26 protein-coding genes and 1 tRNA gene are annotated in these 23,693 nt (G+C 72.2%); 8 read left to right on the top strand and 19 right to left on the bottom strand.

All coding sequences use genetic code 11. The annotated features are described in order from the left end of the window. Nucleotides 1–118: 118 nt before the first annotated feature. The 8 genes from OG199_RS22190 to OG199_RS22225 all read right to left on the bottom strand — a co-directional run bounded on the left by OG199_RS22190 (nucleotide 119) and on the right by OG199_RS22225 (nucleotide 5,071). The gene (locus OG199_RS22190; RefSeq protein ID WP_356809563.1) at nucleotides 119–1,036 is read right to left on the bottom strand and encodes an RNA polymerase sigma factor SigF; all 918 of its coding nucleotides are present in this window, start codon (nucleotides 1,034–1,036) and stop codon (nucleotides 119–121) included. 244 nt (nucleotides 1,037–1,280) lie between these two features. After that, nucleotides 1,281–2,198 carry a SigB/SigF/SigG family RNA polymerase sigma factor gene (locus OG199_RS22195; RefSeq protein ID WP_405834637.1) on the bottom strand — a complete coding sequence of 306 codons (918 nt, stop codon included), beginning with the start codon at nucleotides 2,196–2,198 and terminating at the stop codon, nucleotides 1,281–1,283. 336 nt (nucleotides 2,199–2,534) lie between these two features. Next, nucleotides 2,535–2,828, bottom strand: a complete 294-nt coding sequence (locus OG199_RS22200; RefSeq protein ID WP_351722579.1) for a Dabb family protein — start codon at nucleotides 2,826–2,828, stop codon at nucleotides 2,535–2,537. A 34-nt stretch (nucleotides 2,829–2,862) separates the two neighbouring features. Further along, entirely contained in the window at nucleotides 2,863–3,042 is a 180-nt protein-coding gene (locus OG199_RS22205) for a hypothetical protein (RefSeq protein ID WP_405830936.1), read from the bottom strand. 348 nt (nucleotides 3,043–3,390) lie between these two features. Beyond that, nucleotides 3,391–3,475: transfer RNA gene (locus tag OG199_RS22210), tRNA-Ser, on the bottom strand. A 62-nt stretch (nucleotides 3,476–3,537) separates the two neighbouring features. Next, nucleotides 3,538–3,969, bottom strand: coding sequence for a tRNA adenosine(34) deaminase TadA (gene tadA, locus OG199_RS22215; RefSeq protein ID WP_356802147.1), 432 nt, complete (start codon nucleotides 3,967–3,969; stop codon nucleotides 3,538–3,540). An 82-nt stretch (nucleotides 3,970–4,051) separates the two neighbouring features. After that, nucleotides 4,052–4,591, bottom strand: a complete 540-nt coding sequence (locus OG199_RS22220) for a hypothetical protein (RefSeq protein ID WP_266706067.1) — start codon at nucleotides 4,589–4,591, stop codon at nucleotides 4,052–4,054. A gap of 240 nt (nucleotides 4,592–4,831) precedes the next feature. Then, complete coding sequence (locus tag OG199_RS22225) at nucleotides 4,832–5,071, bottom strand: hypothetical protein (protein ID WP_266706065.1); 240 nt, start codon at nucleotides 5,069–5,071, stop codon at nucleotides 4,832–4,834. 132 nt (nucleotides 5,072–5,203) lie between these two features. Between OG199_RS22225 and upp the strand changes: the two genes are divergently transcribed. Beyond that, complete coding sequence (gene upp / locus OG199_RS22230) at nucleotides 5,204–5,839, top strand: uracil phosphoribosyltransferase (RefSeq protein ID WP_266700173.1); 636 nt, start codon at nucleotides 5,204–5,206, stop codon at nucleotides 5,837–5,839. A gap of 96 nt (nucleotides 5,840–5,935) precedes the next feature. Here upp and OG199_RS22235 read toward each other — a convergent pair whose 3' ends face one another. Continuing rightward, nucleotides 5,936–6,571: a LytR C-terminal domain-containing protein gene (locus OG199_RS22235; RefSeq protein ID WP_356802144.1), complete on the bottom strand. Its 636-nt coding sequence runs from the start codon at nucleotides 6,569–6,571 to the stop codon at nucleotides 5,936–5,938. 146 nt (nucleotides 6,572–6,717) lie between these two features. Further along, nucleotides 6,718–7,014 carry a type II toxin-antitoxin system VapB family antitoxin gene (locus tag OG199_RS22240; protein ID WP_003955420.1) on the bottom strand — a complete coding sequence of 99 codons (297 nt, stop codon included), beginning with the start codon at nucleotides 7,012–7,014 and terminating at the stop codon, nucleotides 6,718–6,720. 162 nt (nucleotides 7,015–7,176) lie between these two features. On the opposite strand from OG199_RS22240, the gene OG199_RS22245 reads away from it, so the two are divergent. Further along, nucleotides 7,177–8,820 (top strand): helicase HerA-like domain-containing protein, encoded by a 1,644-nt coding sequence (locus tag OG199_RS22245; protein ID WP_405830938.1) that lies wholly within the window; start codon nucleotides 7,177–7,179, stop codon nucleotides 8,818–8,820. A gap of 141 nt (nucleotides 8,821–8,961) precedes the next feature. Here OG199_RS22245 and OG199_RS22250 read toward each other — a convergent pair whose 3' ends face one another. The 4 genes from OG199_RS22250 to OG199_RS22265 form a co-directional block, all read right to left on the bottom strand. Beyond that, the gene (locus OG199_RS22250) at nucleotides 8,962–9,141 is read right to left on the bottom strand and encodes a hypothetical protein (protein WP_356802148.1); all 180 of its coding nucleotides are present in this window, start codon (nucleotides 9,139–9,141) and stop codon (nucleotides 8,962–8,964) included. A 51-nt stretch (nucleotides 9,142–9,192) separates the two neighbouring features. Then, nucleotides 9,193–9,543, bottom strand: a complete 351-nt coding sequence (locus OG199_RS22255) for a hypothetical protein (RefSeq protein WP_405830940.1) — start codon at nucleotides 9,541–9,543, stop codon at nucleotides 9,193–9,195. A 622-nt stretch (nucleotides 9,544–10,165) separates the two neighbouring features. Continuing rightward, nucleotides 10,166–10,744 (bottom strand): HhH-GPD-type base excision DNA repair protein, encoded by a 579-nt coding sequence (locus OG199_RS22260; RefSeq protein WP_356802130.1) that lies wholly within the window; start codon nucleotides 10,742–10,744, stop codon nucleotides 10,166–10,168. A gap of 105 nt (nucleotides 10,745–10,849) precedes the next feature. Then, the gene (locus OG199_RS22265; RefSeq protein ID WP_356802128.1) at nucleotides 10,850–11,578 is read right to left on the bottom strand and encodes a siderophore-interacting protein; all 729 of its coding nucleotides are present in this window, start codon (nucleotides 11,576–11,578) and stop codon (nucleotides 10,850–10,852) included. 78 nt (nucleotides 11,579–11,656) lie between these two features. Between OG199_RS22265 and OG199_RS22270 the strand changes: the two genes are divergently transcribed. The 3 genes from OG199_RS22270 to OG199_RS22280 all read left to right on the top strand — a co-directional run bounded on the left by OG199_RS22270 (nucleotide 11,657) and on the right by OG199_RS22280 (nucleotide 16,511). Then, nucleotides 11,657–13,846 carry a penicillin acylase family protein gene (locus OG199_RS22270; protein WP_405830942.1) on the top strand — a complete coding sequence of 730 codons (2,190 nt, stop codon included), beginning with the start codon at nucleotides 11,657–11,659 and terminating at the stop codon, nucleotides 13,844–13,846. Beyond that, complete coding sequence (locus tag OG199_RS22275; protein WP_401807560.1) at nucleotides 13,836–14,504, top strand: GNAT family N-acetyltransferase; 669 nt, start codon at nucleotides 13,836–13,838, stop codon at nucleotides 14,502–14,504. Before OG199_RS22270 ends, OG199_RS22275 begins: the two co-directional genes overlap by 11 nt. A 63-nt stretch (nucleotides 14,505–14,567) precedes the next feature. Next, nucleotides 14,568–16,511: a copper resistance CopC/CopD family protein gene (locus tag OG199_RS22280; protein WP_405830945.1), complete on the top strand. Its 1,944-nt coding sequence runs from the start codon at nucleotides 14,568–14,570 to the stop codon at nucleotides 16,509–16,511. Between the two features lie 38 nt (nucleotides 16,512–16,549). Here OG199_RS22280 and OG199_RS22285 read toward each other — a convergent pair whose 3' ends face one another. Beyond that, nucleotides 16,550–17,941 carry an aminotransferase class I/II-fold pyridoxal phosphate-dependent enzyme gene (locus tag OG199_RS22285; protein WP_405830946.1) on the bottom strand — a complete coding sequence of 464 codons (1,392 nt, stop codon included), beginning with the start codon at nucleotides 17,939–17,941 and terminating at the stop codon, nucleotides 16,550–16,552. A gap of 111 nt (nucleotides 17,942–18,052) precedes the next feature. Here OG199_RS22285 and OG199_RS22290 point away from each other — a divergent pair, with 111 nt between their 5' ends. Continuing rightward, nucleotides 18,053–18,271, top strand: coding sequence for an acyl carrier protein (locus OG199_RS22290; protein WP_266700163.1), 219 nt, complete (start codon nucleotides 18,053–18,055; stop codon nucleotides 18,269–18,271). 7 nt (nucleotides 18,272–18,278) lie between these two features. Continuing rightward, complete coding sequence (locus OG199_RS22295; protein WP_356802120.1) at nucleotides 18,279–19,499, top strand: beta-ketoacyl-[acyl-carrier-protein] synthase family protein; 1,221 nt, start codon at nucleotides 18,279–18,281, stop codon at nucleotides 19,497–19,499. Here the strand turns inward: OG199_RS22295 and OG199_RS22300 are convergent. Beyond that, complete coding sequence (locus tag OG199_RS22300; protein WP_405830949.1) at nucleotides 19,428–20,348, bottom strand: SDR family NAD(P)-dependent oxidoreductase; 921 nt, start codon at nucleotides 20,346–20,348, stop codon at nucleotides 19,428–19,430. The genes OG199_RS22295 and OG199_RS22300 overlap by 72 nt on opposite strands. Beyond that, the gene (locus tag OG199_RS22305; protein WP_405830951.1) at nucleotides 20,345–21,733 is read right to left on the bottom strand and encodes a wax ester/triacylglycerol synthase domain-containing protein; all 1,389 of its coding nucleotides are present in this window, start codon (nucleotides 21,731–21,733) and stop codon (nucleotides 20,345–20,347) included. The genes OG199_RS22300 and OG199_RS22305 overlap by 4 nt, the downstream gene beginning before the upstream one ends. Before the next feature lie 125 nt (nucleotides 21,734–21,858). On the opposite strand from OG199_RS22305, the gene OG199_RS22310 reads away from it, so the two are divergent. Then, nucleotides 21,859–22,350 (top strand): hypothetical protein, encoded by a 492-nt coding sequence (locus OG199_RS22310; protein ID WP_405834641.1) that lies wholly within the window; start codon nucleotides 21,859–21,861, stop codon nucleotides 22,348–22,350. 178 nt (nucleotides 22,351–22,528) lie between these two features. On the opposite strand, the gene OG199_RS22315 is transcribed toward OG199_RS22310, so the two are convergent. Next, nucleotides 22,529–23,227 carry an LAETG motif-containing sortase-dependent surface protein gene (locus tag OG199_RS22315; protein WP_405830952.1) on the bottom strand — a complete coding sequence of 233 codons (699 nt, stop codon included), beginning with the start codon at nucleotides 23,225–23,227 and terminating at the stop codon, nucleotides 22,529–22,531. 170 nt (nucleotides 23,228–23,397) lie between these two features. Further along, the gene (locus tag OG199_RS22320) at nucleotides 23,398–23,565 is read right to left on the bottom strand and encodes a hypothetical protein (protein ID WP_401807675.1); all 168 of its coding nucleotides are present in this window, start codon (nucleotides 23,563–23,565) and stop codon (nucleotides 23,398–23,400) included. Between the last annotated feature and the right edge of the window lie 128 nt (nucleotides 23,566–23,693).

The following is a 23,693-nucleotide window of genomic DNA, read 5'->3' on the forward strand; positions in this document are numbered from 1 at the left end:
CAGGGCGCCTCGACGGCCAGGATGACAAGTAGCTCGACCCGCTCGACGCATCGCGCCAGTGTGACTGACGGGTCGTCAATTATGAAGGCTCGGGAGGTCGTTCTCCCGCGCCGGCTCCTCAGTCGGAGATCAGTCCCTCGCGCAGCTGGGCGAGGGTCCGGGTGAGCAGCCGGGAGACGTGCATCTGGGAGATGCCGACCTCCTCGCCGATCTGCGACTGAGTCATGTTCGCGAAGAAGCGCAGCATGATGATGCGGCGCTCGCGGGGCGGGAGCTTGGCGAGCAGCGGCTTCAGCGACTCGCGGTACTCGACGCCCTCCAGGGCCGTGTCCTCGTAGCCGAGGCGGTCCGCGAGGGAGCCCTCGCCGCCGTCGTCCTCGGGGGCCGGCGAGTCCAGCGAGGACGCCGTGTACGCGTTGCCCACGGCCAGGCCGTCGACCACGTCCTCCTCGGACACACCGAGCACGGACGCGAGTTCGGCGACCGTCGGGGAGCGGTCGAGCTTCTGGGAGAGCTCGTCACTGGCCTTGGTGAGGGCGAGCCGCAGCTCCTGGAGACGGCGCGGCACCCGGACCGACCACGACGTGTCGCGGAAGAAGCGCTTGATCTCGCCCACGACGGTGGGCATCGCGAACGTCGGGAACTCCACCCCGCGTTCGCAGTCGAAGCGGTCGATCGCCTTGATCAGGCCGATCGTGCCGACCTGGACGATGTCCTCCATCGGCTCGTTGCGGGAGCGGAAGCGGGCCGCCGCGTACCGGACGAGCGGGAGGTTCAGCTCGATGAGCGTGTCCCGGACGTAGCCGCGCTCCGGGCTGTCCTCACCGAGTGCGGCGAGCCGCAGGAACAGGGAGCGGGACAGGGTGCGGGTGTCGATGGCTTCCGAGGTCGGAGCGGCCTGGGCGGCCGGAGCGGCCGGGACGGCATCCGGGGCCGGAAGGGCCGATACGTCGGCAACGACAACGTGAAGCGCGTCGGGCTCCGAGTCGCTCTTCGTGAGCGTGAGCACCTTCGAGCTGCCCTGGTCTGCGGACATGCCACCCCCTTTGGGTCGCGGACGGTCGCGGCGGACGCTCCCGTCGGAGGAACGCAGCCTCCACCTGAATACCGGTCGGGAGGCTGCGGCAAACGCGCTTCCGGCAGAATGTCACATGTCGGCAACACGCTGTAGTGACATGTCGACATGGAGGGGGTGAATCGGCCCTGGAAAAAGGGGGTCTGACGGCTTTTCACGGCTGAACGGACGGAAAAGGAATCTCTGAGCGATTCGCTCTTACCGGTTACGCCTCGATCCTGTTTGCGGATCGAAGACGTGCGAAGCTGCGGGCGAGGAGCCTTGACACATGCATCTGGGAAACACCCAGCTCGGCGCTGATCTGTGACTGCGTCAGGTTGCTGTAGTAGCGCAGCAGAAGGATCCGCTGTTCGCGTTCGGGCAGTTGCACGAGCAGGTGGCGGACGAGGTCGCGGTGCTCCACCCCGTCGAGCGCGGGGTCCTCGTAGCCGAGCCGGTCGAGCAGTCCGGGCAGTCCGTCGCCCTCCTGGGCGGCCTCCAGGGAGGTCGCGTGGTACGAGCGCCCGGCCTCGATGCAGGACAGCACCTCCTCCTCGGTGATGCGCAGCCGCTCGGCGATCTCGGCGGTCGTGGGCGTACGCCCGAAGGCCGTCGTGAGGTCCTCGGTGGCGCTGTTCACCTGCACCCACAGCTCGTGCAGCCGACGGGGGACGTGCACGGTGCGGACGTTGTCGCGGAAGTACCGCTTGATCTCGCCGACGACCGTCGGCATCGCGAAGGTCGGGAACTGCACGCCCCGCTCCGGGTCGAAGCGGTCGATCGCGTTGATGAGCCCGATGGTGCCGACCTGGACCACGTCCTCCATGGGCTCGTTGCGGCTGCGGAAGCGGGCGGCGGCGTAGCGGACGAGCGGCAGGTTCGCCTCGATGAGCGCCCCGCGTACGTGGTCGTGCTCCGCGCTGCCCGGCTCCAGCGTCTTGAGCCGGCCGAAGAGCACCTGGGTGAGGGCCCGGGTGTCGGCGCCGCGGCGGCGCTCGGGAGCGGCTTCCTGGAACGGGACCTGCTCCTCCTCGGGCGCCCGCTCCTGCTCCGGGGCGGGAGGCTCCTGCCCCGGCGCGGGAGGCTCCTGCGGAGCGCGCTCATGCTCCGGCGTCCGGCCCTGGGGCGGTGCCGCCTGTTCCAGGAGCTGGGGGCGCTCCTGGGGAGGTGCCGGCTGTTCCTGGAGGGGAGCCCGCTCCTGGGGAGGTGCCTGTTCGTGGAGCGGGGTCCGCTCCAGGGGCGCCGTCGGTTCCTGGGGCGGTGCTTGAGGCGCAGTACTGGCCGGCACGGTCAACTCCACCTCTATCATCCGTCAGATCCGTCAACTCATCCGTCAAAAGCGGTCATAGCATCACAAGACATGTGCACTGTGTGCAAGCACCGCATAAAGCCGTGTTGAGCGGGAATGGTGGAGAGTTGGGGGCCCGTGACGCGGAGAAGCCCCCCGCCGGTCGTGGCGAGGGGCTCCGGGGCGCGCGGCTCAGAACGGGTAGTCGGCGATCACCCAGGTCGCGAACTCGCGCCACAGCGCGACGCCCGCCTGATGCGCCGGATGCTCCAAGTACCGCTGCAGGGCGTCCGCGTCGTCGACCGCGGAGTTGATCGCGAAGTCGTAGGCGATGGGCCGGTCGGTGATGTTCCAGTCGCATTCCCAGAACCGCACGTCGGGGATCAGATCGCCGAGCGCGCGGAAGGCGGCGACGCCCTCGACGACGCGCGGGTCGTCGCGCTCGACGCCCTCGTCGAGCTTGAAGAGGACCAGATGGCGGATCACGGGCACTCCCTGGTGGCGCGGCGCGGGTGGGGCGTCAGTTCTTGGCTCCGTCGGCGACCCACGTCATGAAGTCGCCGACGGACCGAGCGGCGGACGAAATGCCCTCAAATCCTATCTGGACGTAGTCGGCGGCCTTGGCCGGATCCGTGATGATCACGTACAGCGCGAAGACCACGAGCACATAGACGGCGATCTTCTTCGAATTCACCGCCATCGCGGCCTCCCCTGTGACTGCTGCGGCCGGTGGGCCCCCTGTTGCCGGCGGTGAGTGTAACCTTCACGCCCTTTTTATGGACCAACGGCCCGCTGACCGGGGCCTTTTGCCGGTGCCTTCCAGGACCGCGGAGGCGCAGGATGGAGCCGAGCCCGGCGGTCGGGAGCCCGCAGGGCCGGGGACGGACCTCACTGCGGGGTCCACGCCACGGGATTCCTCCGAACCCGCGGCGCGGGCTTGAGGGCCGCCCCCGCCGGGGCGGCGGCGTGTCCCCCACGTCGCTTCCCCCGGCCCCCAGTGGCGGGATACGCACAAAGGGCCCCGTCTTTCGACGGGGCCCTTATCAAGCGGTAGCGGAGGGATTTGAACCCTCGGTGACTTGCGCCACACTCGCTTTCGAGGCGAGCTCCTTCGGCCGCTCGGACACGCTACCGAGAGAGACCTTACCCCAAGGTGGGCCGTGGTCCGAAATCCGTTTTCCCGCACCTCCGGAGTTCAGCGGGAGCGGAAGAATCCAGTGAGGAGACGGCCGCACTCCTCGTCGAGCACACCGCCGATCACCTCGGGCCGGTGGTTGAGCCGACGGTCCCGCACGAGGTCCCAGACGGAGCCGACCGCGCCCGCCTTCTCGTCGCGGGCACCGAAGACCACCCGGTCCACCCGGGACTGCACCAGCGCGCCCGCGCACATCGCGCAGGGCTCCAGGGTGACGACGAGCGTGCAGCCGGACAGCCGCCACTCGCCGAGCCGCTGGGCGGCCCCGCGGATCGCGAGCACCTCGGCGTGCGCCGTCGGATCACCGGTGGCCTCACGCTCGTTGTGTCCGGTCGCGAGCACCGTCGTACCGTCCGTGGACAGCACGACGGCGCCGACGGGGACATCCCCGCCCTGGACGGCCCGGTCGGCCTCGTCCAGGGCGAGCCGCATCGCGGCCCGCCAGCGGTCGCGCACCGGATCTCGTGGAAAGGTCTCTGTTGTGCCGCTCACCCGGGAAACCTAACCCGGGGAACTAGCGGACGGTCTCCAGGACCTCCGCCGCCCCCAGGGCGTCGGCGATCGTGCTGAGCGCGTCGCCTTCGTCCAGGGCGAGCAGTTCCTTCTCGCTCACCCCGAGGTCGGCGAGGATCTCGCGGTCCCCGACGGGGCTGTGCGAGACGGCCTCGCTGGACACGGTCTCGTCCTCGTCGTCGGAGTCGTGTGCGTCGTCGGGCTCACCGTCCTCGGTGCCGTCCAGGTCGAGGGAGTCCAGGTCGGCGTCGTCGTCGCCCGGATCCCGTCCTAGTAGTTCGTCCGTGAGCAGGATCTCGCCGTACGAGCTGCGGGCGGCGGCTGCGGCATCCGAGACGTAGATACGAGGGTCCTCCTCGCCGTCCACGCGGACGACGCCGAACCACGCGTCCTCCTGCTCGATGAGTACGAGCACCGTGTCCTCCTCCGAGGCTTCACGGGCCAGGTCGGTCAGATCCGACAGGGTCTCCACATCGTCGAGCTCTGTGTCGCTCGCTTCCCACCCGTCTTCGGTGCGCGCGAGCAGTGCGGCGAAGTACACCGTGACTCTCCCACTGGTCATAGGCGTGCCGGTTGGGGGTCCCCCCGGCGGAGGTTGATGGGCGGGGAGTGCTGCTCCGAGACCCCACCCACTCGGAATCGTGGCAGAAACAGAGCGCTCAGGGGACGCCTTCGGCCTGCTGTGTCTGCCTCTTTTGATCGCTACCAGCGGATCGTACGCGGCCCCTGGCGTCACGCGTGCATGTCTACGCCCTCACGGCGTGGGCGGATCCCCGCGGAGCTACCAGCGGAAGGTGCGCATGCGCATGGCGTGGCGGAGGCGGGCGACCTTGGCGCGGCGTGGCTGGACGCGATCGCGCAGCTCGCGCGCCTCGGTGAGTTCACGGAGGAACTGGGCCCGGCGTCGCCTGCGCTGGGCGTCCGTCTCCTGCTCCGGTCGCTGGACCGGCCGCTCCGGCCAGCGTGGCGGCTGCTCGGGCCGCTCGGGTCGCGCCGAGCGCTTCTGTTGCTTCGGCTGCATGGACTGCTCCGGGGACTTCTCTTCCCGGTCCGTCATACGCACACCACCCCAGGTTCGTCCTTCCCGCCTTCCCTCGGACGGGCGGTTTGATGCCAGCGCGAGCGACACGGCGGCCCGGCTACTGTTGTGGGCATGCGTCTCCACGTCGTCGACCACCCCCTGGTCGCCCATAAGCTCACCACCCTGCGCGACCGGCGCACCGACTCCGCGACCTTCCGGCGGCTCGCCGACGAGCTGGTCACCCTGCTCGCCTACGAGGCCACCAGGGACGTGCGCACCGAGCAGGTCGACATCGTGACCCCGGTGGCCTCCACGACGGGCGTCAAGCTGTCCTACCCGCGCCCGCTGGTCGTGCCGATCCTGCGCGCGGGCCTCGGCATGCTCGACGGCATGGTGCGGCTGCTGCCGACCGCCGAGGTGGGCTTCCTGGGCATGGTGCGCGACGAGGAGACCCTCCAGGCGTCCACGTACGCGACCCGGATGCCGGACGACCTCTCCGGGCGCCAGGTCTACGTCCTGGACCCGATGCTGGCCACCGGCGGCACGCTCGTCGCGGCGATCCAGGAACTGATCAAGCGCGGCGCCGACGACGTCACCGCCGTCGTGCTGCTCGCCGCCCCGGAGGGCGTCGAGGTCATGGAGCGCGAGCTCGCGGGCACGCCCGTCACCGTCGTCACGGCCTCCGTCGACGAACGCCTGAACGAGAACGGCTACATCGTGCCCGGCCTGGGCGACGCCGGCGACCGGATGTACGGGGCCGCCGAGTAGCAGCCCCCGCGTGCCGCCCGGCCCGTGAAGTGATCGAAGGTCCCGCGTCCGACGCGGGACCTTCGGTGTGTCCGGTGTGTTGGGTGTGTCCGGCGGTCAGCAGTTCTTCGGCTCGGTGGAGGAGTCCGGCTTCGGGTCGGTCAGAAGGGCCAGCGCCTTGTCGGCGTCCTCCTTCTTCGTGAGCGACGTGAAGCCGGTGCCGATGACGAGGTCGACCCGGTCCGCCTGCGTCCGGCCGTCGGCCTTCAGCTGGGCACCGGTGAGCTGGGTGCCCAGGACCGGCAGCGCGGCCTTGACGGCAGCCGCGGAGCCGAGGAGCAGCCCGGGGCCGGCGACCTTCTTGTCGTACTCCTTCGGCGCGTTGCCCACGTCACCGATGCGGAACCCGCGCTTCTTCAGCTCGTCGGCGGTGTCCTTGGCGAGCCCGCTGCGGGGCGTGGCGTTCAGGACGTTGACCGTGATGCCGCCGGGTCGGGGCAGGGCGCCGGCGGCGCTGGACACCGCGGCCGTGGACGCCTTGGCCGACGGACCGGTCGCGCAGTGCGCCTTGGTGCCGGCCGCCGTGGCCCTGTCACCCCCGCCCGTGAAGACGTCGATGAGCTGCAGGGTTCCCCACCCGATCAGCCCGAGCGCGGTGACGGAGGCGACGACCAGGAACACGAGCCTGCGGCGCCCTCGGGGCCGGCGCATCCGTGGGTACTTGTCCCCCGTGATCCGGTACTGGCCGCCCATGCCAGGGGGAGTGAGCATGCTCATGGGCGCAGCGTAGTGCGCCGCGGCGGCGATGCCTACTAAATGATCATTGACCCGCGCGCAGTCCAACCCAAAAGGGTCAACCTTCGCCCGTTCGAGCGGGCGGGACTCCGGTCCGGCGGGTTCTAGCCCAGCTCGAGGACGCGGGCATGGAGCACCTGACGCTGCTGCAGCGCGGCGCGGACGGCGCGGTGCAGACCGTCCTCGAGGTACAGGTCGCCCTGCCACTTCACGACGTGCGCGAAGAGGTCGCCGTAGAAGGTGGAGTCCTCCGCGAGGAGGGTCTCCAGATCCAGCTGGCCCTTGGTCGTCACGAGCTGATCGAGGCGGACCGGGCGCGGTGCGACGTCCGCCCACTGCCGGGTGCTTTCCCGGCCGTGGTCGGGGTACGGCCGGCCGTTTCCGATGCGCTTGAAGATCACACGGAAAGCCTACCGGCCCAGACCTTCCGGGCGCAGCCATGGCGACGGAGTGCGACGCTGGAAAAGACGTTGTAAATCCGGGCGAACCGGTAACTCTCCCTGCCTGCCCGGAACCTGCCGGGTACACCCGGACCGGGAGGCACCAGGGAACAGAGGCCTGACATGAGTGACCGTGACACCGGGTCGGGGACGCCTCCGACAGCTGCACCTGATCGGGTGAGCGGCGAAGCGGCCGTCGTGCCGGAGGCGGTGAGCGGCGGAGCCGCGCTGCCCGCCGAAGCCCTGAGGGTCGCCGCCGGCTACGCCTTCGCCGGGCCGGCTCTCGACCTGGGCGCCCTGCTCTGGGACGGGCGGTGTCTGCCGGACGCGCGGATCCGCATCCCGCTGCCCATGCTCAACCGGCACGGCCTGGTCGCGGGTGCCACCGGCACCGGCAAGACCAAGACGCTGCAGCTGATCGCCGAACAGCTGTCCGCCCAGGGGGTGCCGGTGTTCCTGGCCGACGTCAAGGGCGACATGTCCGGGATCTCGGAGCCGGGCGTGGAGCAGGAGACGGTGCGGGCGCGGGCCCAGGAGCTCCACCAGGCGTGGACGCCGGCCGGCTGCCCGGCCGAGTTCCTCGCGCTGGGAGGCCTGGGTCACGGCGTCCCCGTACGGGCCACGGTCACCAGCTTCGGCCCGGTGCTGCTGTCGAAGGTGCTCCAGCTCAACCGGACCCAGGAGCAGTCCCTCGGTCTGATCTTCCACTACGCCGACCAGAAGGGCCTCGAACTGGTCGACCTCAAGGACCTGCGCGCGGTCGTCGCGTTCCTGAGCTCGGACGAGGGCAAGCAGGAGCTGAAGGGGATCGGCGGGCTGTCGACGGCGACGGCCGGGGTGATCCTGCGGTCCCTCACCGCGTTCGAGGCGCAGGGCATGAGCCCGTTCTTCGGGGAACCGGAGTTCGACACCGGCGCGCTGCTGCGGACGGCGCCGGACGGGCGCGGCCTGGTCTCCGTCCTCGAACTCCCCGAGGTCCAGGACAGGCCGCAGCTCTTCTCGACCTTCCTGATGTGGATGCTCGCGGACCTCTTCCACGACCTCCCGGAGGTCGGCGACGTCGACCGGCCGAAGCTGGTCTTCTTCTTCGACGAGGCCCATCTGCTCTTCACCGGCGCGTCGAAGGCCTTCCTGGAGGCCATCACGCAGACGGTCCGTCTCATTCGCTCGAAAGGGGTCGGCGTCTTCTTCGTCACCCAGACCCCGAAGGACGTGCCGGCCGACGTCCTCGCGCAGCTCGGCAACCGTGTCCAGCACGCGCTGCGGGCCTTCACACCGGACGGCCAGAAGGCCCTGAAGGCGACGGTGCGGACCTTCCCGGACTCCGGGTACGACCTGGAGGAGGTCCTCACCTCGCTCGGGATCGGCGAGGCCGTGGTGACCGTGCTGAGCGAGAAGGGCGCGCCGACGCCGGTCGCCGCGACCCGGCTGCGGGCCCCGCGGTCCCTGATGGGCCCGGTCGACGCGGCCGCCCTGGACCGGGCGGCGCGGGAGTCCTCGCTGTACGGGCGGTACGCGCAGGCGGTCGATCGCGAGTCCGCGTACGAGAAGCTCACCGCTCAGGAGGCCGCACGCGCGCGGGCTGCCGCGGAGGTCGAGCCCTCACCCGGGGGGACGCCGGCGAAGGGCCGTCCCGAGAAGGAGACGTCGGTCGTCGAGCAGGTCGTCACCAGCGGTGTGTTCAAGTCCCTGGCACGGTCGGTGGGGACACAGATCGGGCGGGAGATCACCCGCTCCCTCTTCGGGACGGCTCGCCGCAGGAGGTAGGGCGTGCGCGCCCCTTCGCGCCGCGCGCCCGACGGGAAAGGGCGCGAAGGGGCGGGAAGGGCGCCACGGGAAGGTGAGGACACCCCCAGGCCCAGGGACGGCCGCCCGGTGCGGGACGGCCGTCCCGGTCTGCGGGGGCGCCTAGCCGCGCCCGCGCTTCCTCGGTGCGACCGCCGGGGAGGTCAGTGACGACGGGGACGGGGTGTCCCGGCCCTCGTCCGGACCGTGCGGCCGGACGGCGTCGTGGTTCGGCTTGGGCGCGTTGCGGGCGGCTTCCGCGCGCAGCAGGGCGCGCAGGACCGCGTACGGGTCGTTGGGCATGACTGTGTCCTTGCGTTGGCTGGTACCTGATCAGCTGACCGACCGGGTCTGTCAGCAGCGCAGGACCACCGAGCGCAGGGCGGGCGGGACGGGAGAGGGCGAAGCCGCCACGGGGCGGGGCCGGGACGGGTGGTCCGGGTGTCCGGCGGCGGCGCCGGGCGTGGGGCGCGGCGGGGTGACGCGGCCGTGTTCGGGCCGGGCGGGGGGACGGAGCGCCGTGTCGGGTACGTCGTGTTCGGCGCAGTGGCCCGGTGCGTCCGCGGCGGCCACGGGGGCCGCCGCGGAGAGCGCCCCGGCGTGCGCACCCGTGGCGAGGAACGTGACGACGAGCAGCGCCAGGACCCGCATCCACGCGTGCCGGCGCCACAGGGGCGGGCGGCGGTGCGGCGAGGCGGGACTCATGTCAGGTCATGTCCCCTCAGCGGGAGGGTGGTTCATCCGGCGGCGGGGAGATACGCCCTCATGGCGTACGGGATGGGCGTGTGGTTGACGCTGGGGGCGGTGTCGGATGCCGCGGTCCTGTCCCATGTTTGGGCTGTGCGGGACGGTGCGCCAGCGGGGTGGCTCATCCGGCGGACGCCGTCCCTGCGAGCTCCGCCCCCGGTCCCCCGCCAGGGGCGCTGCCCCCCGCATCGCCCGAAGGGCTCGTCCTCAATCGCCGGACGGGCTGGATGTGCGGGCCCGCGCCGGATGGTTTCCCGCGGGTTGGGTGTGCGGGCCTGCGTCGGATGGTTTCCCGCGGGTTGGGTGTGCGGGCCTGCGTCGGATGGTTTCCCGCGGGTTGGGTGTGCGGGCCTGCGTCGGATGGTTTCCCGCGGCTTGGATGTGGGGGCCTGCGTCGGATGGTTTCCCGCGGCTTGGATGTGCGGGCCCGCGTCGGATGGTTTCCCGCGGCTTGGATGTGCGGGCCCGCGCTGGATGGTTCCGGGCGGGGGCATGTCTTCAGCCCGTCCGGCGTTTGAGGACGAGGCCGTTCAGGGCGAGGCGGGGGTCCGGGGGCGGCAGCCCCCAGGAACGGTGCCGGTCATCCGCCGGAGGCCTTCGCCTTCAGTTCCTGCTTGTGGGCCCGCACCTTGGCCAGGGACTCGGGGCCGGTGATGTCGGCGACCGAGCGGAACGCCTTCGGTTCGCCGTAGGCGCCCGCCGCCTCGCGCCAGCCCTTGGGGTGCACCCCGAGCTGTTTGCCGAGGAGGGCCAGGAAGATCTGGGCCTTCTGGGCGCCGAAACCGGGCAGCTCGTTGAGGCGCCGGAGGAGCTCCGCGCCGGTGCCGGCGTCCTTCCAGACGGCGGCGGCGTCTCCGTCGTAGTGCTCCACGAGGTACTGGCACAGTTGCTGGATCCGCTTGGCCATCGAGCCGGGATAGCGGTGCACGGCCGGTTTCGCCGAGAGCAGCGCGGCGAATTTCTCCGGGTCGTACGCCGCGATCTCGTGCGCGTCGAGGTCGTCCGTGCCGAGGCGCTCGGCGATCGTGCGGGGTCCCTTGAACGCCCATTCCATCGGTACCTGCTGGTCGAGCAGCATCCCGACCAGGGCGGCGAGCGGGCTGCGGCCGAGCAGTTCGTCGGCGTCGGGATCCTGGGCGATGTGAAGGCTGATGTCCATGCGTCGATGATCCGGCGCGGACGGCCCCGCCGCCTCCCCGCGCGGAGCAGCGTTCCGCGCGGAGCCCGTTCTCGCACGGGGCACCGTTCTCGCACGGGGCACCGTTCAGGTCGTACGCCAGTAGCCCATCGCGTTGACCCGCTGCTTGGGGAGGGCGAGCTCCTTGCGGACGTACGTCGTCAGGGAGCGGGTCGTGGCGGTGTCGCAGGCGATCCAGACGTACGGGTCCGGCTCGCCCTTCAGGAGGCCGGGGAGGTCCGCCCTGACCTCGGCGACGAGGTGGGCGCCCTGGTCGCGGCGGGGCACCGGGCGGACGGTGTGGCGGGCGGAGGCGGTGCGGAAGGGGAGCCCGTCCACGCCGTGGTCCGTCTCGAACCAGATCGTCGCCGGGGCCCGCCCCATCGCGTCCAGCAGGGAGTTGAGGGCGGGGAGCGAGGCCGGGTCGGCGACGGCGAAGACATGGGAGGGGGCCGGGTCCGGGTCCGTGAACGCGGTGCCGTGGACCGTCGCCTCGATGGTGTCGCCGGGACGGGCCGCCCGCGCCCAGTCCGAGGCGCGGCCCTCGTGCAGCGCGAACTCCAGACCGAAGGTGCCGGCCGCCGGATCGGGGTCGACCAGCGTGTACGCCCGTTGGTGCGGTTTGCCCGCGTTGTCGAACCACAGGCGGACCCACAGCGTGGGGTGCACCCCCGTCGCCGCGAGCATGCCGCCGTCCGTGAAGCGCAGCCGCCGGTAGTGCGGGGTGACGTCCTCGGCCCCGGTCACGGTGAACGTGAAGTCCTTGCCGCGCAGCAGCTTGAGTACCGCGCCCTCCCAGCCGTGCCCCTGGCCCATCCTGTCCCCACCCCTCGCGTACGATTTCGCCCCAACGGGAGTTAGGTTAGCCTAACCTGAGAACAGTGGGGATGGATCATGAACGCCGAGCTCTGCCGTGACCCTTGGGGGATCCCCCACCTGCGTGCCGAGAACGCACACGAACTCGCCCACGCCCAGGGCCGTACCACCGCTGTCGACCGCGCGTGGCAGCTGGAGGTCGAACGGCACCGTTCGCAGGGCACCTCCGCCACGTTCCTCGGCGCGGGGGAAGTCGCCTGGGACGTGTTCGCCCGCCGGGCCCGGCTCGACGACACCGCGAGACGTTGCTTCGCCGCCCTGGAGGAACGGGACCCGGAGACCGCCGAGTGGGTCGTCTCGTACGTCGACGGGGTCAACGAGGGGCTCGCCGAAGGCGCCCGGCACGCAGCGGAGTTCGCCCGGTCCGGACTCGTACCGGGCCACTGGGAGCACTGGACCCCGCTCGCTGTCTGGCTGACCACCCACATCCTGTTCGCCGGCTTCCCCGCCAAGCTCTGGCGCGAGGAGGTCGCCCGGCGGCTCGGCGCCGACGCCGTGGGGCTCTTCGCCACCGACGGGCCCGGCACCGCCGGCAGCAACGGCTGGCTCGTCACCGGCGAACGGACCGTCACCGGACAGCCGGTCATCGCGGGCGACCCCCACCGCTTCATCGAGGACCCCGGCGTCTACCAGCAGATCCATCTCTCCTGCCCCGAGTTCGACGTCGTCGGCCTCGCCGTCCCCGGCGTCCCGGGCATCGCCCACTTCGCCCACACGGGCACCGTCGCCTGGGCCATCACCAACGCCATGGCCGACTACCAGGACCTGTACCGGGAGCGGCTGCGCCCGGCCGGAGCGGGCGGCGAGGACCTGGAGGCGCTGGACCCGGACGGTGAGTGGCGGGCGGTGACCCGGCACGTGGAGACGGTCGAGGTCGCGGGCGGCGCCCCGGTCGAGGTCGAGGTGATCGAGACCGCGCGGGGGCCGGTCGTCATAGGGGGAAGCGGAACGGGCCACGACACGGCCGAGGGGAGCGACGCGGGAGCCGAGGGGAGCGGAAGGGACGCGGACGGCCGCGGTGCGGTCGGCCCCATCAGCCTCCGCTATCCGCCCCGCGTCACCGGGGACCTCGGCTTCAGTGCCCTGCTCCCGCTTCTGCGGGCCCGCGAAGTCGCCGACGTTGACCGGGCGTTCGACCTCTGGGCGGAGCCCGTCAACGTCATCCAGGCCGCCGACACCGCGGGCGGGGTGCTGCACCGGGTCGCGGGCCGGGTCCCGGTCCGCGGCGAGGACAACCGCACCCGGATCGTCGCCGCCTGGGAGCCCGGACACGAGTGGCGGGGCTGGCACGAGATGCCGTACGGAACCGTCGAGGACGGCATCGCCGTGATGGCCAACCAGCGCGGCCCCGCGACCCCGCTCGGCGTCGAGTTCGCCCCGCCGCACCGCGCCGCGCGCATCCGCGACCTGCTCGCCTCCCGCACGGCCTGGCCGGCCCCGGACATGGCGGCCGTCCACATGGACACCCATCTCGCCTCCGCCGCACCCCTGTTGGACCACCTCGCCACCCTCGACGGTCTGACCCCGCCGGCGGCGGCCCTGCGCGACCGGCTGCTGCTCTGGGACCGCCGGATGGAGGCCGACAGCACGGGGGCGGCGGCGTTCGCGGCGGTCCGCGGCGGGGTCGTACGACGGCTCGCAGCCCACCCCGTCTTCGCCGTACTGGCCGACCCGCCCGAGTACCCCGAGGTCCTCCGCCCCTGGCTCGCCCTGCTCCCCCGCATCGGCTTCGCCCTCGAGAACCTGCTCAGGGCAGAGGAGTTGTACGGCATCGACCGTGCCGGCCTCGTGCGCGCGGCCGTCGAGGAGGCGGCCGCACGGCCACTCGGCGTCTGGGGCGACAGCCACCGCCTCGCCCCCTGGCGGGCGCTGGCGAGCGACGCGTACGACGAACCGGGGCTCGCCGGCGACCACGACTGCGTGCTGTGCACCTCGGCCGTCCCCGGCCTCACCGACCTGAGCGCGCGCGGCCCGGCCGCCCGCTACGTCTGGGACCTCGCCGACCGCGACAACAGCCTCTGGGTGGTGCCGTTCGGCGCCTCCGGGGTTCCCGGCTCGGCCCATCACCGCGACCAACTCCCCCTGTGGCTGAGGGGAGAGCTGATTCCCGTCCGCACCGACTGGAGCCGCTTGACCGAGGAACGGGAGACGGCCCCGCCCGAGACCCCGGAACCCGTCCGGGACAACGAGGAGAACCATGACCACTGAGCCGTACGCGGCTGCCCGCGAGGCCGTCCACGAACAGGAGCTCGACGGCTTCGGCACCGTCCGCGTCCTGCCCGTCGACCCTTCCGCCGATCTGGACGTCATCCACCGGTGGGTGACACAGGAGCGGGCCGGCTTCTGGGGCATGACCGGATTCACCAGGGAACAGGTCCTGGAGACCTACCTCCATCTCGACTCGCTCGACACCCACCACGCCTTCCTCGTGGTCAAGGACGGCGAACCCGCCGCGCTCTTCCAGACGTACGAACCCGAGGCCGACCGGGTCAGCGAGTGCTACGACGTCGAGCCCGGCGACATCGGGGTCCATCTGCTGATCGGCCCGGCGGGAGCCGAGGGTCGCCGGCCGGGCTGGTCCTCGAAGCTGCTGACCGCGTTCACCGCCTATGTGCTGATCGGCCTCGGCCGGCGGCGGGTGGTGGTCGAACCCGACGCCCGCAACGCGAAGGCGATCTCCCGCCTGGTCCGGCAGGGCTTCGAACCGGGCCCCGAGATCGTGCTTCCCGAAATCGACCTTCCCGGGGTCTACTTGCCCGAGAAGCGCGCCCGGCTCGCCTTCCTGCACCGGGAAGCGGTGTTCGGGACGGGCTCGCCCGGCACCCCGGGCGCCCCGGCCGGACCGGGCGCTCAGCCGGTGGAGTGAGCACGGCGCCGGATTCGTCCGTACGTATCCGTGACTCTGGAAACACCGAGACGGAGACGGCGTGTGAGCGGACGAGGACAGCGGGAGCGACGACGCGTGGCCCGGGGACTGGCCCTGCTGGGCACGGTGCTGGTTCTGGTCCTCTTCGGCGGTGTGGGCGGCGCGTCCGCCCACGCGGCGCTGACCGGTGCCGATCCCCAGGACGGCAGCGTGCTGAAGACGGCTCCCCGCCAGGTGACCCTGACGTTCACCGAGTCGGTCGGGCTCCTCGACGACTCCTTCCGCGTGCTGGACCCGGGCAACCGGCGCGTCCACACCGGTGAGCCGGGGCACGCGGACGGACGGTCCGACACCGCCCGCGTGACCCTGCCCAAGGGCCTCGGCACCGGCACCTTCACCGTGGCCTGGCGGGTCGTCTCGGCGGACAGCCACCCGGTCTCCGGCGCCTTCACCTTCTCCATCGGCAAACCCTCCGCGACCGTCGCGCCGGTCCCCGTCGACCCCGCCGGGGACAAGGTCTCCGCCACGCTCTACGACCTCGCGCGCTATGTCGCGTACGGCGGTCTGGCCCTGCTCATCGGCGCCGCCGCCTTCGTCCTGGTCTGCGGATTCCCGGGCCCGGTACGGCGGCTGCTCCTCGCGGGCTGGTGGACGCTGTTCCTCTCGACCTTCGCGCTGCTCCTGCTGCGGGGCCCCTACGAACGCGGCAGCGGTCCCGCGGACGCCCTCGACCCGTCCGTCCTGAACGAGACACTGGTCAGCAGGCCGGGCCTCACCCTGCTGGCCCGGCTGGTGCTGCTGGCGGCGGTGGCCTTCTACCCGGTACGCGCGGACCGGCGGGAGCGCGGCGTCCTCGCGCTGGGCGCGCTGCTCACCGTCTCCCTCGCCGTCACCTGGGCAGCCGCCGAGCACGCGTCCGCCGGTGTCCAGGTACCCGTCGCGATGGTCTCCTCCGTCCTGCACCTGCTGTCCATGGCGGTGTGGCTGGGCGGACTGACGGCGCTGCTGACCGCGCTGTACCGGTCGGCCGAACCGCTCCCCGCGGCCACCGTCAACCGCTTCTCCCGGCTCGCCCTCGCCTCCGTCGCCGTCCTGGTCGTCACCGGCGTCTACCAGTCCTGGCGCGGCCTCGGCTCCTGGGACGCCCTCACCTCGACGTCGTACGGCCGCATCCTCGTCGCCAAGCTGATCGCGGTGCTGTGCCTGCTGGCGGGGGCGGCGTACTCGCGACGCTGGGCGGGCCGGCTGATGGTGGCGGCGCAGGAGCGCGCCGCGGTGGCGGTGGCCGAGCGCGTGCCGGAGACCGTCGGGGCACCGGCGGTCGTGGGCACCGGCGCGGCACCTGCGGTAGGGGACAGGAGCGGGGCGGTCTCCGGGGTCGTGTCGGCCGGCGATTCGACGACCGGTGACGCGTCCGCCGACGCCGGGGACACCGTCGACGGTGCGGCCGACACGGAGGGCACCTCCGGCAGTCCGGGGCCGGCCCCGGACGTGCCTCCTTCCGGCGAGACCGCCCGTTACCGGCGGGCCCTGCGGGGCTCGGTCCTGGCCGAGGTCACCGTCGGCATCGTCGTACTGGTGATCACCACCCTGCTCACCGGGACCCAGCCGGGCCGTGCGGCCACCGAGGCCGCCGCGGCCTCCGCACCCGCGGCAGCGGGGCAGCCGGCGGGGGCCGCGACGATCATCCCGTTCGACGTGGGCACACCGGGCGGTCACGGCAAGGTGCAGATCGAACTGGCGCCGGGCCGGGTGGGCGAGAACTCCGTGCAGGCCGTGATCTTCGGCCCCGACGGAGGGATCGCGACCGTGCCCGAACTGCGCCTCACCTTCACCCTGGAGTCCCAGCGGATCGGCCCGATCGACGCGGAACTGGCGAACCGGGGCGGCTACTGGGGGGCCGACGGCGTCACCCTCCCGGTGGCGGGCACCTGGACGATGAAGGCGACGGTCCGCACCACCGACATCGACCAGGTCACCGTCTCGAAGACCGTGAAGATCGGCTGAGCCGCGGCACCGGGAGCAGCACGGGGTACGTCCCCGCCCTACGAGCTACGTCCGCCCGCCCACGGGGTGGCCCGCCGCGCCCCCGCGCCGGTGGACCTCCCGTCGTGCGCGGCGGCCAGTGTCAGCGGGCCGCGCGGGCGGGCGATCCGTACCGGGGTGTGCGAGGCCGGCGCGGAGCCGGGGATGACCCCCTCGACGCGGCCCACGTGCTCGAACGCGGCCAGGACCCGGGCCAGTTGGTCATCGGTGTGCGCGGCGGTGAGGGTGACCCGCAGCACCTCGCGCCCGGTCCTGACGACCGGGTGGACCATGGGCGCGGCGAACACTCCGGCCTCGAACAGCTCCCGCCACATCCGCATGCACCGCTCGCGCCCCGACACCAGCACCGGCACCACCGGTGTGACGGACGCCCCGGTGTCGAAGCCGAGCGCGCGCAGGCCGTTGTGCAGCCGTTCGGCGAGATCCAGGACCCGTACACGCCGTTCGGGTTCGGTGCGCAGGATCCGCAGTGCGGCCAGCGCGGCGGCGACGTTGGCCGGTGAGGCCGCCGCGGTGAACAGCGCCGTCCGCGCGTGGAACCGCAGATAGCGGATCACGTCGGCGGGGCCGGCGATCACCCCGCCCACCGAGGCCAGGCTCTTGGACAGGGCGCTGGTGACGAGGTCGGGACGCAGTCCGAAGTGCTCGCCTGCGCCCGCTCCGGTCGGGCCGAGCACCCCGAGGTCGTGCGAACTGTCGACGACGACCCGTGCTCCGTGCGCGTCCGCCAGCTTCATCAGGCCGGGAAGGTTGCAGACGTCGCCGTCCACCGAGAAGACCCCGTCCGTGAGGATCAACTTCCCGCCGGTTCCGCTTCCTTCCCCTCCGCTTCCTTCCCCTCCGCTTCCGCCCCCTCGGGTTCCGGCTCCTTCGTTTCCGTTTCCGATTCCGTCGGCGGTGCGGAGCAATTCCTCCAGGTGATCGAGGTTGCCGTGCAGGAATTTGCGTTCCTTCGCCCTGCCGAGACGAACTGCCTCTTCCAGTGAAACGTGATTGGAAAAGTCGCTGAATACCATGTCCCCGTCCCCGAGGAGAGGGGCGAGCATCAAATTCGCCTGATATCCGGAGGGAAGAACGGCGGCCGCCTCGTGGCCCAGGAACGCCGCCAGTCCGTTCTCCAGCTCCTCGTGCAGTTCCAGCGAGCCGCTCACCGCCCGGGACCCTCCCAGTGAGGTGCCGAAGCGCCGTACGGCGGCGACGGCGGCCTCACGCACCCGGGGCTCCGCGGAGAGGCCCAGGTAGTCGTGGGAGGCCGCGATGATCACCCGACGGCCCTCGAAATCGGCCTCCGTGCCGTCGAACGTGTCGCCGATCGCCCGGAAGTAGCAGTCCCGTCCCGTCGCCCGCAGATGCTCCGCGGTCCACGGCCGGCACTTTTCCAGAATATCCATGCCTGCGTTCGCCCATCGCTCGCCTGTCGCATTAATTCTCTCGGGGAATTCGGTTCCCTTGGAGATGGTACTTTGAGGTGTCTGCCCTGCTATCCACGCGACGGAGAAAAAGTGTCATACGAAGAACTCAAAAACGTTCTTGTTTCTCTTGGGCTTTCCGAGGATGACATCAGCCCGGACGCCACGCGCGAGGAAGCGGGCCTGGATTCCATCGCCGTCGTCGAACTGGCCCTGGTCCTGCGCCGCGAGAAAGGGGTGGCGGTGACGGAGGAGGAGATCGGCGCCACCCACACCGTCGCGGACGTGGCCGCCCTCGTCGGAGCCAGGTGACCTCCGTATGACCGGGCGACAGGACGTCTGCGTCACGGGCCTCGGACTGGTGACACCCGCCGGCGACGGCTGGGTCCCCGGCTGGGAGCGGGTCTGCAAGGGGCTGCCGACCGCCGTACTGGCGGGGGAGCAGGAGACGTTTCCGGCGCACCTGGCCTGCCGGGTGGGCGGCTTCGACCCGGTCCGGCTCGGCGGGGCCCGGGCGCGCAGGCCCGACCGCTGTGCGCAGCTGGCCCTGCTCGCCGCGCGGGAGGCGCTGGCCGACGCCCGGCTGGACCCGGCGCGGTGGGACGGCGCGCGCGTCGCGGTGATCGTGGGCTCCGGCACCGGCGGCGCCCGGACCCTGGAGTCCGAGCACCGCGCCCTGCTGGCGGCCGGCCCGCAGGACATGTCGCCCTACGCGGTGCCCGCCGCGCTGGGCAACTCCCTGGCCGCCCAGCTGACCATCGAGTTCGCTGCCTCGGGCGCCAGCTGCACGGTCAACACCGCCTGCGCCTCGGGTGCGACCGCCCTCGGCATGGCACGGGACCTGCTGACCCTGGACCGGTGCGACATCGTGCTGGCCGGTGGCGCGGACGCCGCCATCACACCGTTCTACGTCGCCGGGTTCGACCGGATCGGCGCGCTGTCCCACCGCTTCGACGACCCCGCTGGAGCGCCGCGCGCCTTCGACCGGCGGCGGGACGGCTTCGTCATCGGCGAGGGGGCCGGGATGCTGGTCCTGGAGCGCCCCGCCGACGCCCGGGCGCGCGGTGCCCGGACCCGCGCCCGGATCACGGGCTTCGGAGCCTCCTCGGACGCGCACCACGTGGTACGGCCCCATCCGGACGGCACGGGGCTCGGCACGGCTGTCCGCGAGGCCCTCGCCCAGGCCGGCGCGAGCGCGCGCGACGTGCACCACGTCAACGCCCACGGCACCGGGACCCCGGCGGGCGACCGGGCGGAGGCCGCGGTGCTGGCCGGGCTCTTCCCGCACCGCCCGCCGGTGACGTCCACCAAGCCGGTGACCGGGCACCTGCTGGGAGCGGCGGGCGCGGTGGAGGCGGCGTTCACCGTTCTCGCCGTCGAACAGGGCCTCGTGCCGCCCACGGCCAACCTGGAGGAACCCGACCCGGCGATCGACCTCGACATCCCGACCGGGAGCCGCCGGGCAAGGCTAGGGCTGGCGCTCTCGCTGTCCGTGGGCTTCGGCGGGCAGAACGCCGTCCTGGCCGTCACTCCCGGCTGACTCCCGCCCGCCGGTCCGCGGCTCCCCCGCCCCGTACGGCGGGCGTGGCGCCTCGTACGAGGTGACGGTGAAGTCGTCGGCGAGGTGGGGCAGGGCGACGACCCGGCGCGGGAGATGACGCAGCAGCCCGGCCAGCAGTTTGTAGCGGACGCTCGGCACGCAGACGACGGGCGGGCGGCGCCGGAGGATGGCCCGCACCGCCCGCTCGGCGACGTACGGCGAGGCGAGGGTGAGCGAGGGAGGGGACGGCGGGATACCGGCCCGCTCGTGGAACTCCGAGACGGTGTGCCCCAGTACGAGGGCGGTCAGCGCCACCGGCGAGCTGCGGAGACGGCGCGTGTGGGCCAGCGACTCGGTCAGCGCCAGGGCGTACGCCTTCGAGGCGCCGTAGGAAGTGCCCTGCCAGACCGGCGCGGTGGCGGCCACCGAGGAGACGTTCAGGATGCGTCCGCGGCCCCGGCCGAGCATTCCGGGCAGTGCCGCGTGGACGAGCCGGGAAGGGGCGACGACGTTGAGGGCGAGCATCCGCCGTTCCTCCTCCCACGCCGTGCGCTCGAAGGACAGGCCCAGTCCCGCACCGGCGTTGTTGACGAGGATGTCGGCGTCGCACGCGCGCGCGGCGGCCAGCTCCATGCCGGACTCGGTGCTCAGGTCGGCGGCCAGCGGGCGGGCACTGATCCCGAACTCGGCTTCGAGGGCGGCCGCCAGCCGGTCCAGGGGCTCGGCGCTGCGGGCCACCAGGACGAGATGGTGGCCACGGGCGGCGAGGGCGCGGGCGATGTCGGCGCCGATGCCGTAACTGGCGCCCGTGACCAGGGCGGTGGACCCTTCTCGGCCCGTCGTGCTCATGAGCTCTCCCCGGTACGGGACGCGTACGAATCTCTGTGACTGGCGTGACTGGCGTGACTGGCGTGACCGGTGTGACCGGCGGGGCCGACGGTGACGTCGCGCCACAGCCGCTCCACGGCTCCGGCCCACAGGGCGGCGAGATCACCGACGTCGTCCAGTGCCCGGTCGACGGTGAAGCTCACCCGGACCCGTCCCTGGTAGGAGAGGAACGACACCGCGAAGAGGTGGTCGCCGTGCAGGAACAGGGTGGGCACCACCCCCTCGACCGGATCCGCCCCGACCGCCAGCCGGCGGGGAACGCGCAGCAGCCCGGAGGTGTCCACCGCGCTGCTCGCGGCGCAGGACTGCCGGACGAAGCGGTAGACGAGCCAGTCCGGAAAGCACTCCAGCTGCGCCCGCAGCACCCGGCGCATCCCCTCGGTCCTGACCCGGCGGGTCGCGCGGGCGACGGCGACCACTCGTGCGGCGGGGGACTTCGCCCAGTACGACAGCGGAACGCGCACGGCGGAGACCCTGTTGCCCACCGCGAACCGCTCCTCCGGCCGGCGGAGACTGACCGGCATGCCCACGTGCAGCTCCCGGCCGTGCCCGGGGCGGGCCCGCCACTCCTCGGGCACCCAGTCCCGTACCGCCTCCGCCAGCGCGGCCAGACAGACGTCGTTGGGCGTGGCCCCGAGGGCCTTCGCGACGTCCCGGGGCCAGGACACCGGCACGGCCGCGGACAACAGCCGTGTCCGGCCGGTGAGGGGGCGGTGCGGCGCCCACGTCAGGGTGGACCGCAGGCCGCGTACGGTGTCGGCCGCGTTCTGCGCGATCGCCCGCGCCGGGATGTTCCTCACCCACGCGAGCCGGTCCCGGGCCCCACCGGTGCCACGGCCGCCGGGTGCGTCGTCCGTCGCCTGGCGGGGAGGAACGGCGGGACCCACCCCGAACAGCGCCGTGAGCGCGTCCAGCACCGCCTGGCCGTCCTGGGCGGCGTGGTGGGCGCGGTAGAACAGCGCGTATCTGTCCGGGGAGTAGCCGTGGATGAGCCAGACCCCCCAGCGGGGCGCACCGGTGCCGATCGGCTCACCGAGCAGGGCGTCCACGGCCCGGCCGAGCGAGGGGAGGCCGTCCTCCACGACGATCTCGTGCACATGGCGGCGCGGGTCGAAGCCGGGATCGAGCTCCCAGACCGTCCGGCGCCCCTGCCGGGTGACCTTGCAGGCGAGGCTCGGCATGCGGTCCACACGTTCGGCGATCTGCTCGCGCACCGGGCCCGGACCCGGGCTGGAGCCGGTCACCTCCAGGACCGCCCCGACATAGGGCCGGAACCGGGGCTCGTCCCGCTCGTAGCTGAGGAAGCAGCCGTCGACCGCGTTGGGGCTCGGAACCGTCGTGGTCACAGGTGCACCGCCGGACACGGTCTGGTCATCGTCATGAGGGCTTCCCTGGCGCAGGTGGGCGGCGGGCAGAGTCGCTAACAGGGCGCGTGGCGGAAAGGTCACGGCGCGCTGGCGTGTACTCGCCGGTGCCCGGCCGGCTTCAGGCTCCTGCTTCCGGTCCCGGAGCGTTCTCCGACGAGGGGAACCCGTTGCTCGGACGGCTCGACCGCGCGGTGGGGCCGCGGCTGATGGCCCTCGGATGCGACCTGGTGTGGGCCTCGACGTGGATGGAGGAGGCCAACGAGTCCGTCGCCGCGCGGATCGGGCTGCCCAGGCTGCCGGTCGTGGAGTGGCCCGAGCCCTCCACCGACGCCGGCCCGCACGGCCTGCACTGGAAGACGCGTCCCCTCGTGGAGTGGGCCGGCCGCCGCCCCTTCATCTGGGTCGACGACGAGATCAGCGCCGTGGACCGACTCTGGGTCGCCGCGCAGCACCCAGGACCCTCACTGCTCCACCGTGTCGACCCGGCCAAGGGCCTCACCGGGGCCGATTTCTCCGAGCTTGCTCGTTGGCTGCGTACCGAAGTGCCAGGGCGGGCCCGCTGGGAGTCGCCCGGAGATGAAGAAGGAACCAGCTGAGGGGCGGAGTCCGGGACGGGCGACGGCGAAGGGCCCCGCCGCGGACGGTGGGGCCCTGACCGAGAGGGGAGCCGGCTCACTTACCGGTGCGATGAGGCCGGTCGCCGCCTGGTCCCGGCCGCACGATCGTGCCTCGGCCTCGAGAGGGAGCACTTCGGCCTCAGGAGGGCAGGTGCCGTCAGTAGCGGCGTACCGCTCGGCGGCGCAGCGCAACGACCATGCCGCCGCCGGTCACGACCAGGGCCGCGGCGGCGCCGGCGATCACGGTGGTGCCGCTGCCCGCGCCGGTCTCGGCGAGGCCGGTGCTGCCGCCGGCGGCGGTCGGGGCGCTGCTCGCACCCGGCGCGGCGGCCGCGCTGCTGCTCTGCGCCGGGCTCGGCGTCGCCGGGGTGGTGGCGGAGGAGGGCGAGGCGGGCGAGGAGGACTGCGCCGGCGCAGTGGCGGGCGCCGAGGAGGAGGGGGTGGAGGGCGCGCAGGTTTCATCCGGTATGACGGTCATCGGCTGGATGTCGTCGTCGACCTGGTCGCCTGCCTTGACGTGCACCCGGTAGGTCCCCCCTGGGTACCAGTCCGGGGGAGTGAGATCGACGGATACGCCCTGCGCGGTCGGGTGCTCGATCGTTTTGGTGTCGACGAGCCGTTCGCCGCCGGGCATGTTCAGTTGCAGGTACAGCTTGACGGTGGCCGGGGTGCCGGAGCCGTCCCGGTCGGTGACGCGGATGACGCCGGTGCCGCCCGCGTCGCACACGGCCGCTGCCGAGAAGTCGCTGATATTGCATGCCGACGCCGTGTCAGCGATACCGAGGGAGAGTGCGGCCGCGGCACCGAAGGTGCCTATGACGCGTGCCGCTCTGGCGGTGTGACGGGAAGGGAACACTCGTGTCCTTAACGGTCGATAGGGGAGGGGATGTGAATCCGTTGGGCCGGCAGCGAGCCCGGACGCTCGGAACTCCCAAGGTTCACAGGCCCGTTGAGAATCCTGTCAAAGACGCATCACCGCAGGTGAAGACGCGGTGAACGAGTGGTCATGACCGCGCCTGTGATGGGTCAAGGGATGGTCGTGGGCGTCTCGGCGCCCACCAGGTCGATTTCGACGTCGTTGCTCCGGGTCCAGTACCCGCCGATCGCCGGAGTGACGGGCAGGAGCCCGTCCGGCAGGAGGCGGACGAGGGATTCCTGGACGAGGGGCTCGATCGCGCGGCAAACAGCGGCCAAGGGGGCTGGCGCCCCTGGTGGGCCGCTGTTCGATTCCCGGTGTTCCCCGTGGTCCGTTGTCGGTACGCACCTTAACTCTTGATTGCCATGTACTTTGTATCGCAAAGCTAGTTCAGCGGATGGCCATC

Origin of the sequence: Streptomyces sp. NBC_01176 (genome assembly GCF_045039825.1) — a bacterium.
Lineage (GTDB): Bacteria > Actinomycetota > Actinomycetes > Streptomycetales > Streptomycetaceae > Streptomyces.

Coding starts and splice junctions, on each gene's coding strand:
- OG199_RS22275 (WP_401807560.1), top strand. CDS start 13,836: ATGACCACTGAGCCGTACGCGGCTGCCCGCGAGGCCGTCCACGAACAG.
- OG199_RS22205 (WP_405830936.1), bottom strand. CDS start 3,042: ATGGCGGTGAATTCGAAGAAGATCGCCGTCTATGTGCTCGTGGTCTTC.
- OG199_RS22235 (WP_356802144.1), bottom strand. CDS start 6,571: ATGGGCGGCCAGTACCGGATCACGGGGGACAAGTACCCACGGATGCGC.
- OG199_RS22250 (WP_356802148.1), bottom strand. CDS start 9,141: ATGCCCAACGACCCGTACGCGGTCCTGCGCGCCCTGCTGCGCGCGGAA.
- OG199_RS22265 (WP_356802128.1), bottom strand. CDS start 11,578: ATGGGCCAGGGGCACGGCTGGGAGGGCGCGGTACTCAAGCTGCTGCGC.
- OG199_RS22285 (WP_405830946.1), bottom strand. CDS start 17,941: ATGGATATTCTGGAAAAGTGCCGGCCGTGGACCGCGGAGCATCTGCGG.
- OG199_RS22190 (WP_356809563.1), bottom strand. CDS start 1,036: ATGTCCGCAGACCAGGGCAGCTCGAAGGTGCTCACGCTCACGAAGAGC.
- OG199_RS22225 (WP_266706065.1), bottom strand. CDS start 5,071: ATGCAGCCGAAGCAACAGAAGCGCTCGGCGCGACCCGAGCGGCCCGAG.
- OG199_RS22255 (WP_405830940.1), bottom strand. CDS start 9,543: ATGAGTCCCGCCTCGCCGCACCGCCGCCCGCCCCTGTGGCGCCGGCAC.
- tadA (WP_356802147.1), bottom strand. CDS start 3,969: ATGCGGCTCGCCCTGGACGAGGCCGACCGGGCCGTCCAGGGCGGGGAT.
- OG199_RS22300 (WP_405830949.1), bottom strand. CDS start 20,348: ATGAGCACGACGGGCCGAGAAGGGTCCACCGCCCTGGTCACGGGCGCC.
- OG199_RS22270 (WP_405830942.1), top strand. CDS start 11,657: ATGAACGCCGAGCTCTGCCGTGACCCTTGGGGGATCCCCCACCTGCGT.
- upp (WP_266700173.1), top strand. CDS start 5,204: ATGCGTCTCCACGTCGTCGACCACCCCCTGGTCGCCCATAAGCTCACC.
- OG199_RS22260 (WP_356802130.1), bottom strand. CDS start 10,744: ATGGACATCAGCCTTCACATCGCCCAGGATCCCGACGCCGACGAACTG.
- OG199_RS22245 (WP_405830938.1), top strand. CDS start 7,177: ATGAGTGACCGTGACACCGGGTCGGGGACGCCTCCGACAGCTGCACCT.
- OG199_RS22295 (WP_356802120.1), top strand. CDS start 18,279: ATGACCGGGCGACAGGACGTCTGCGTCACGGGCCTCGGACTGGTGACA.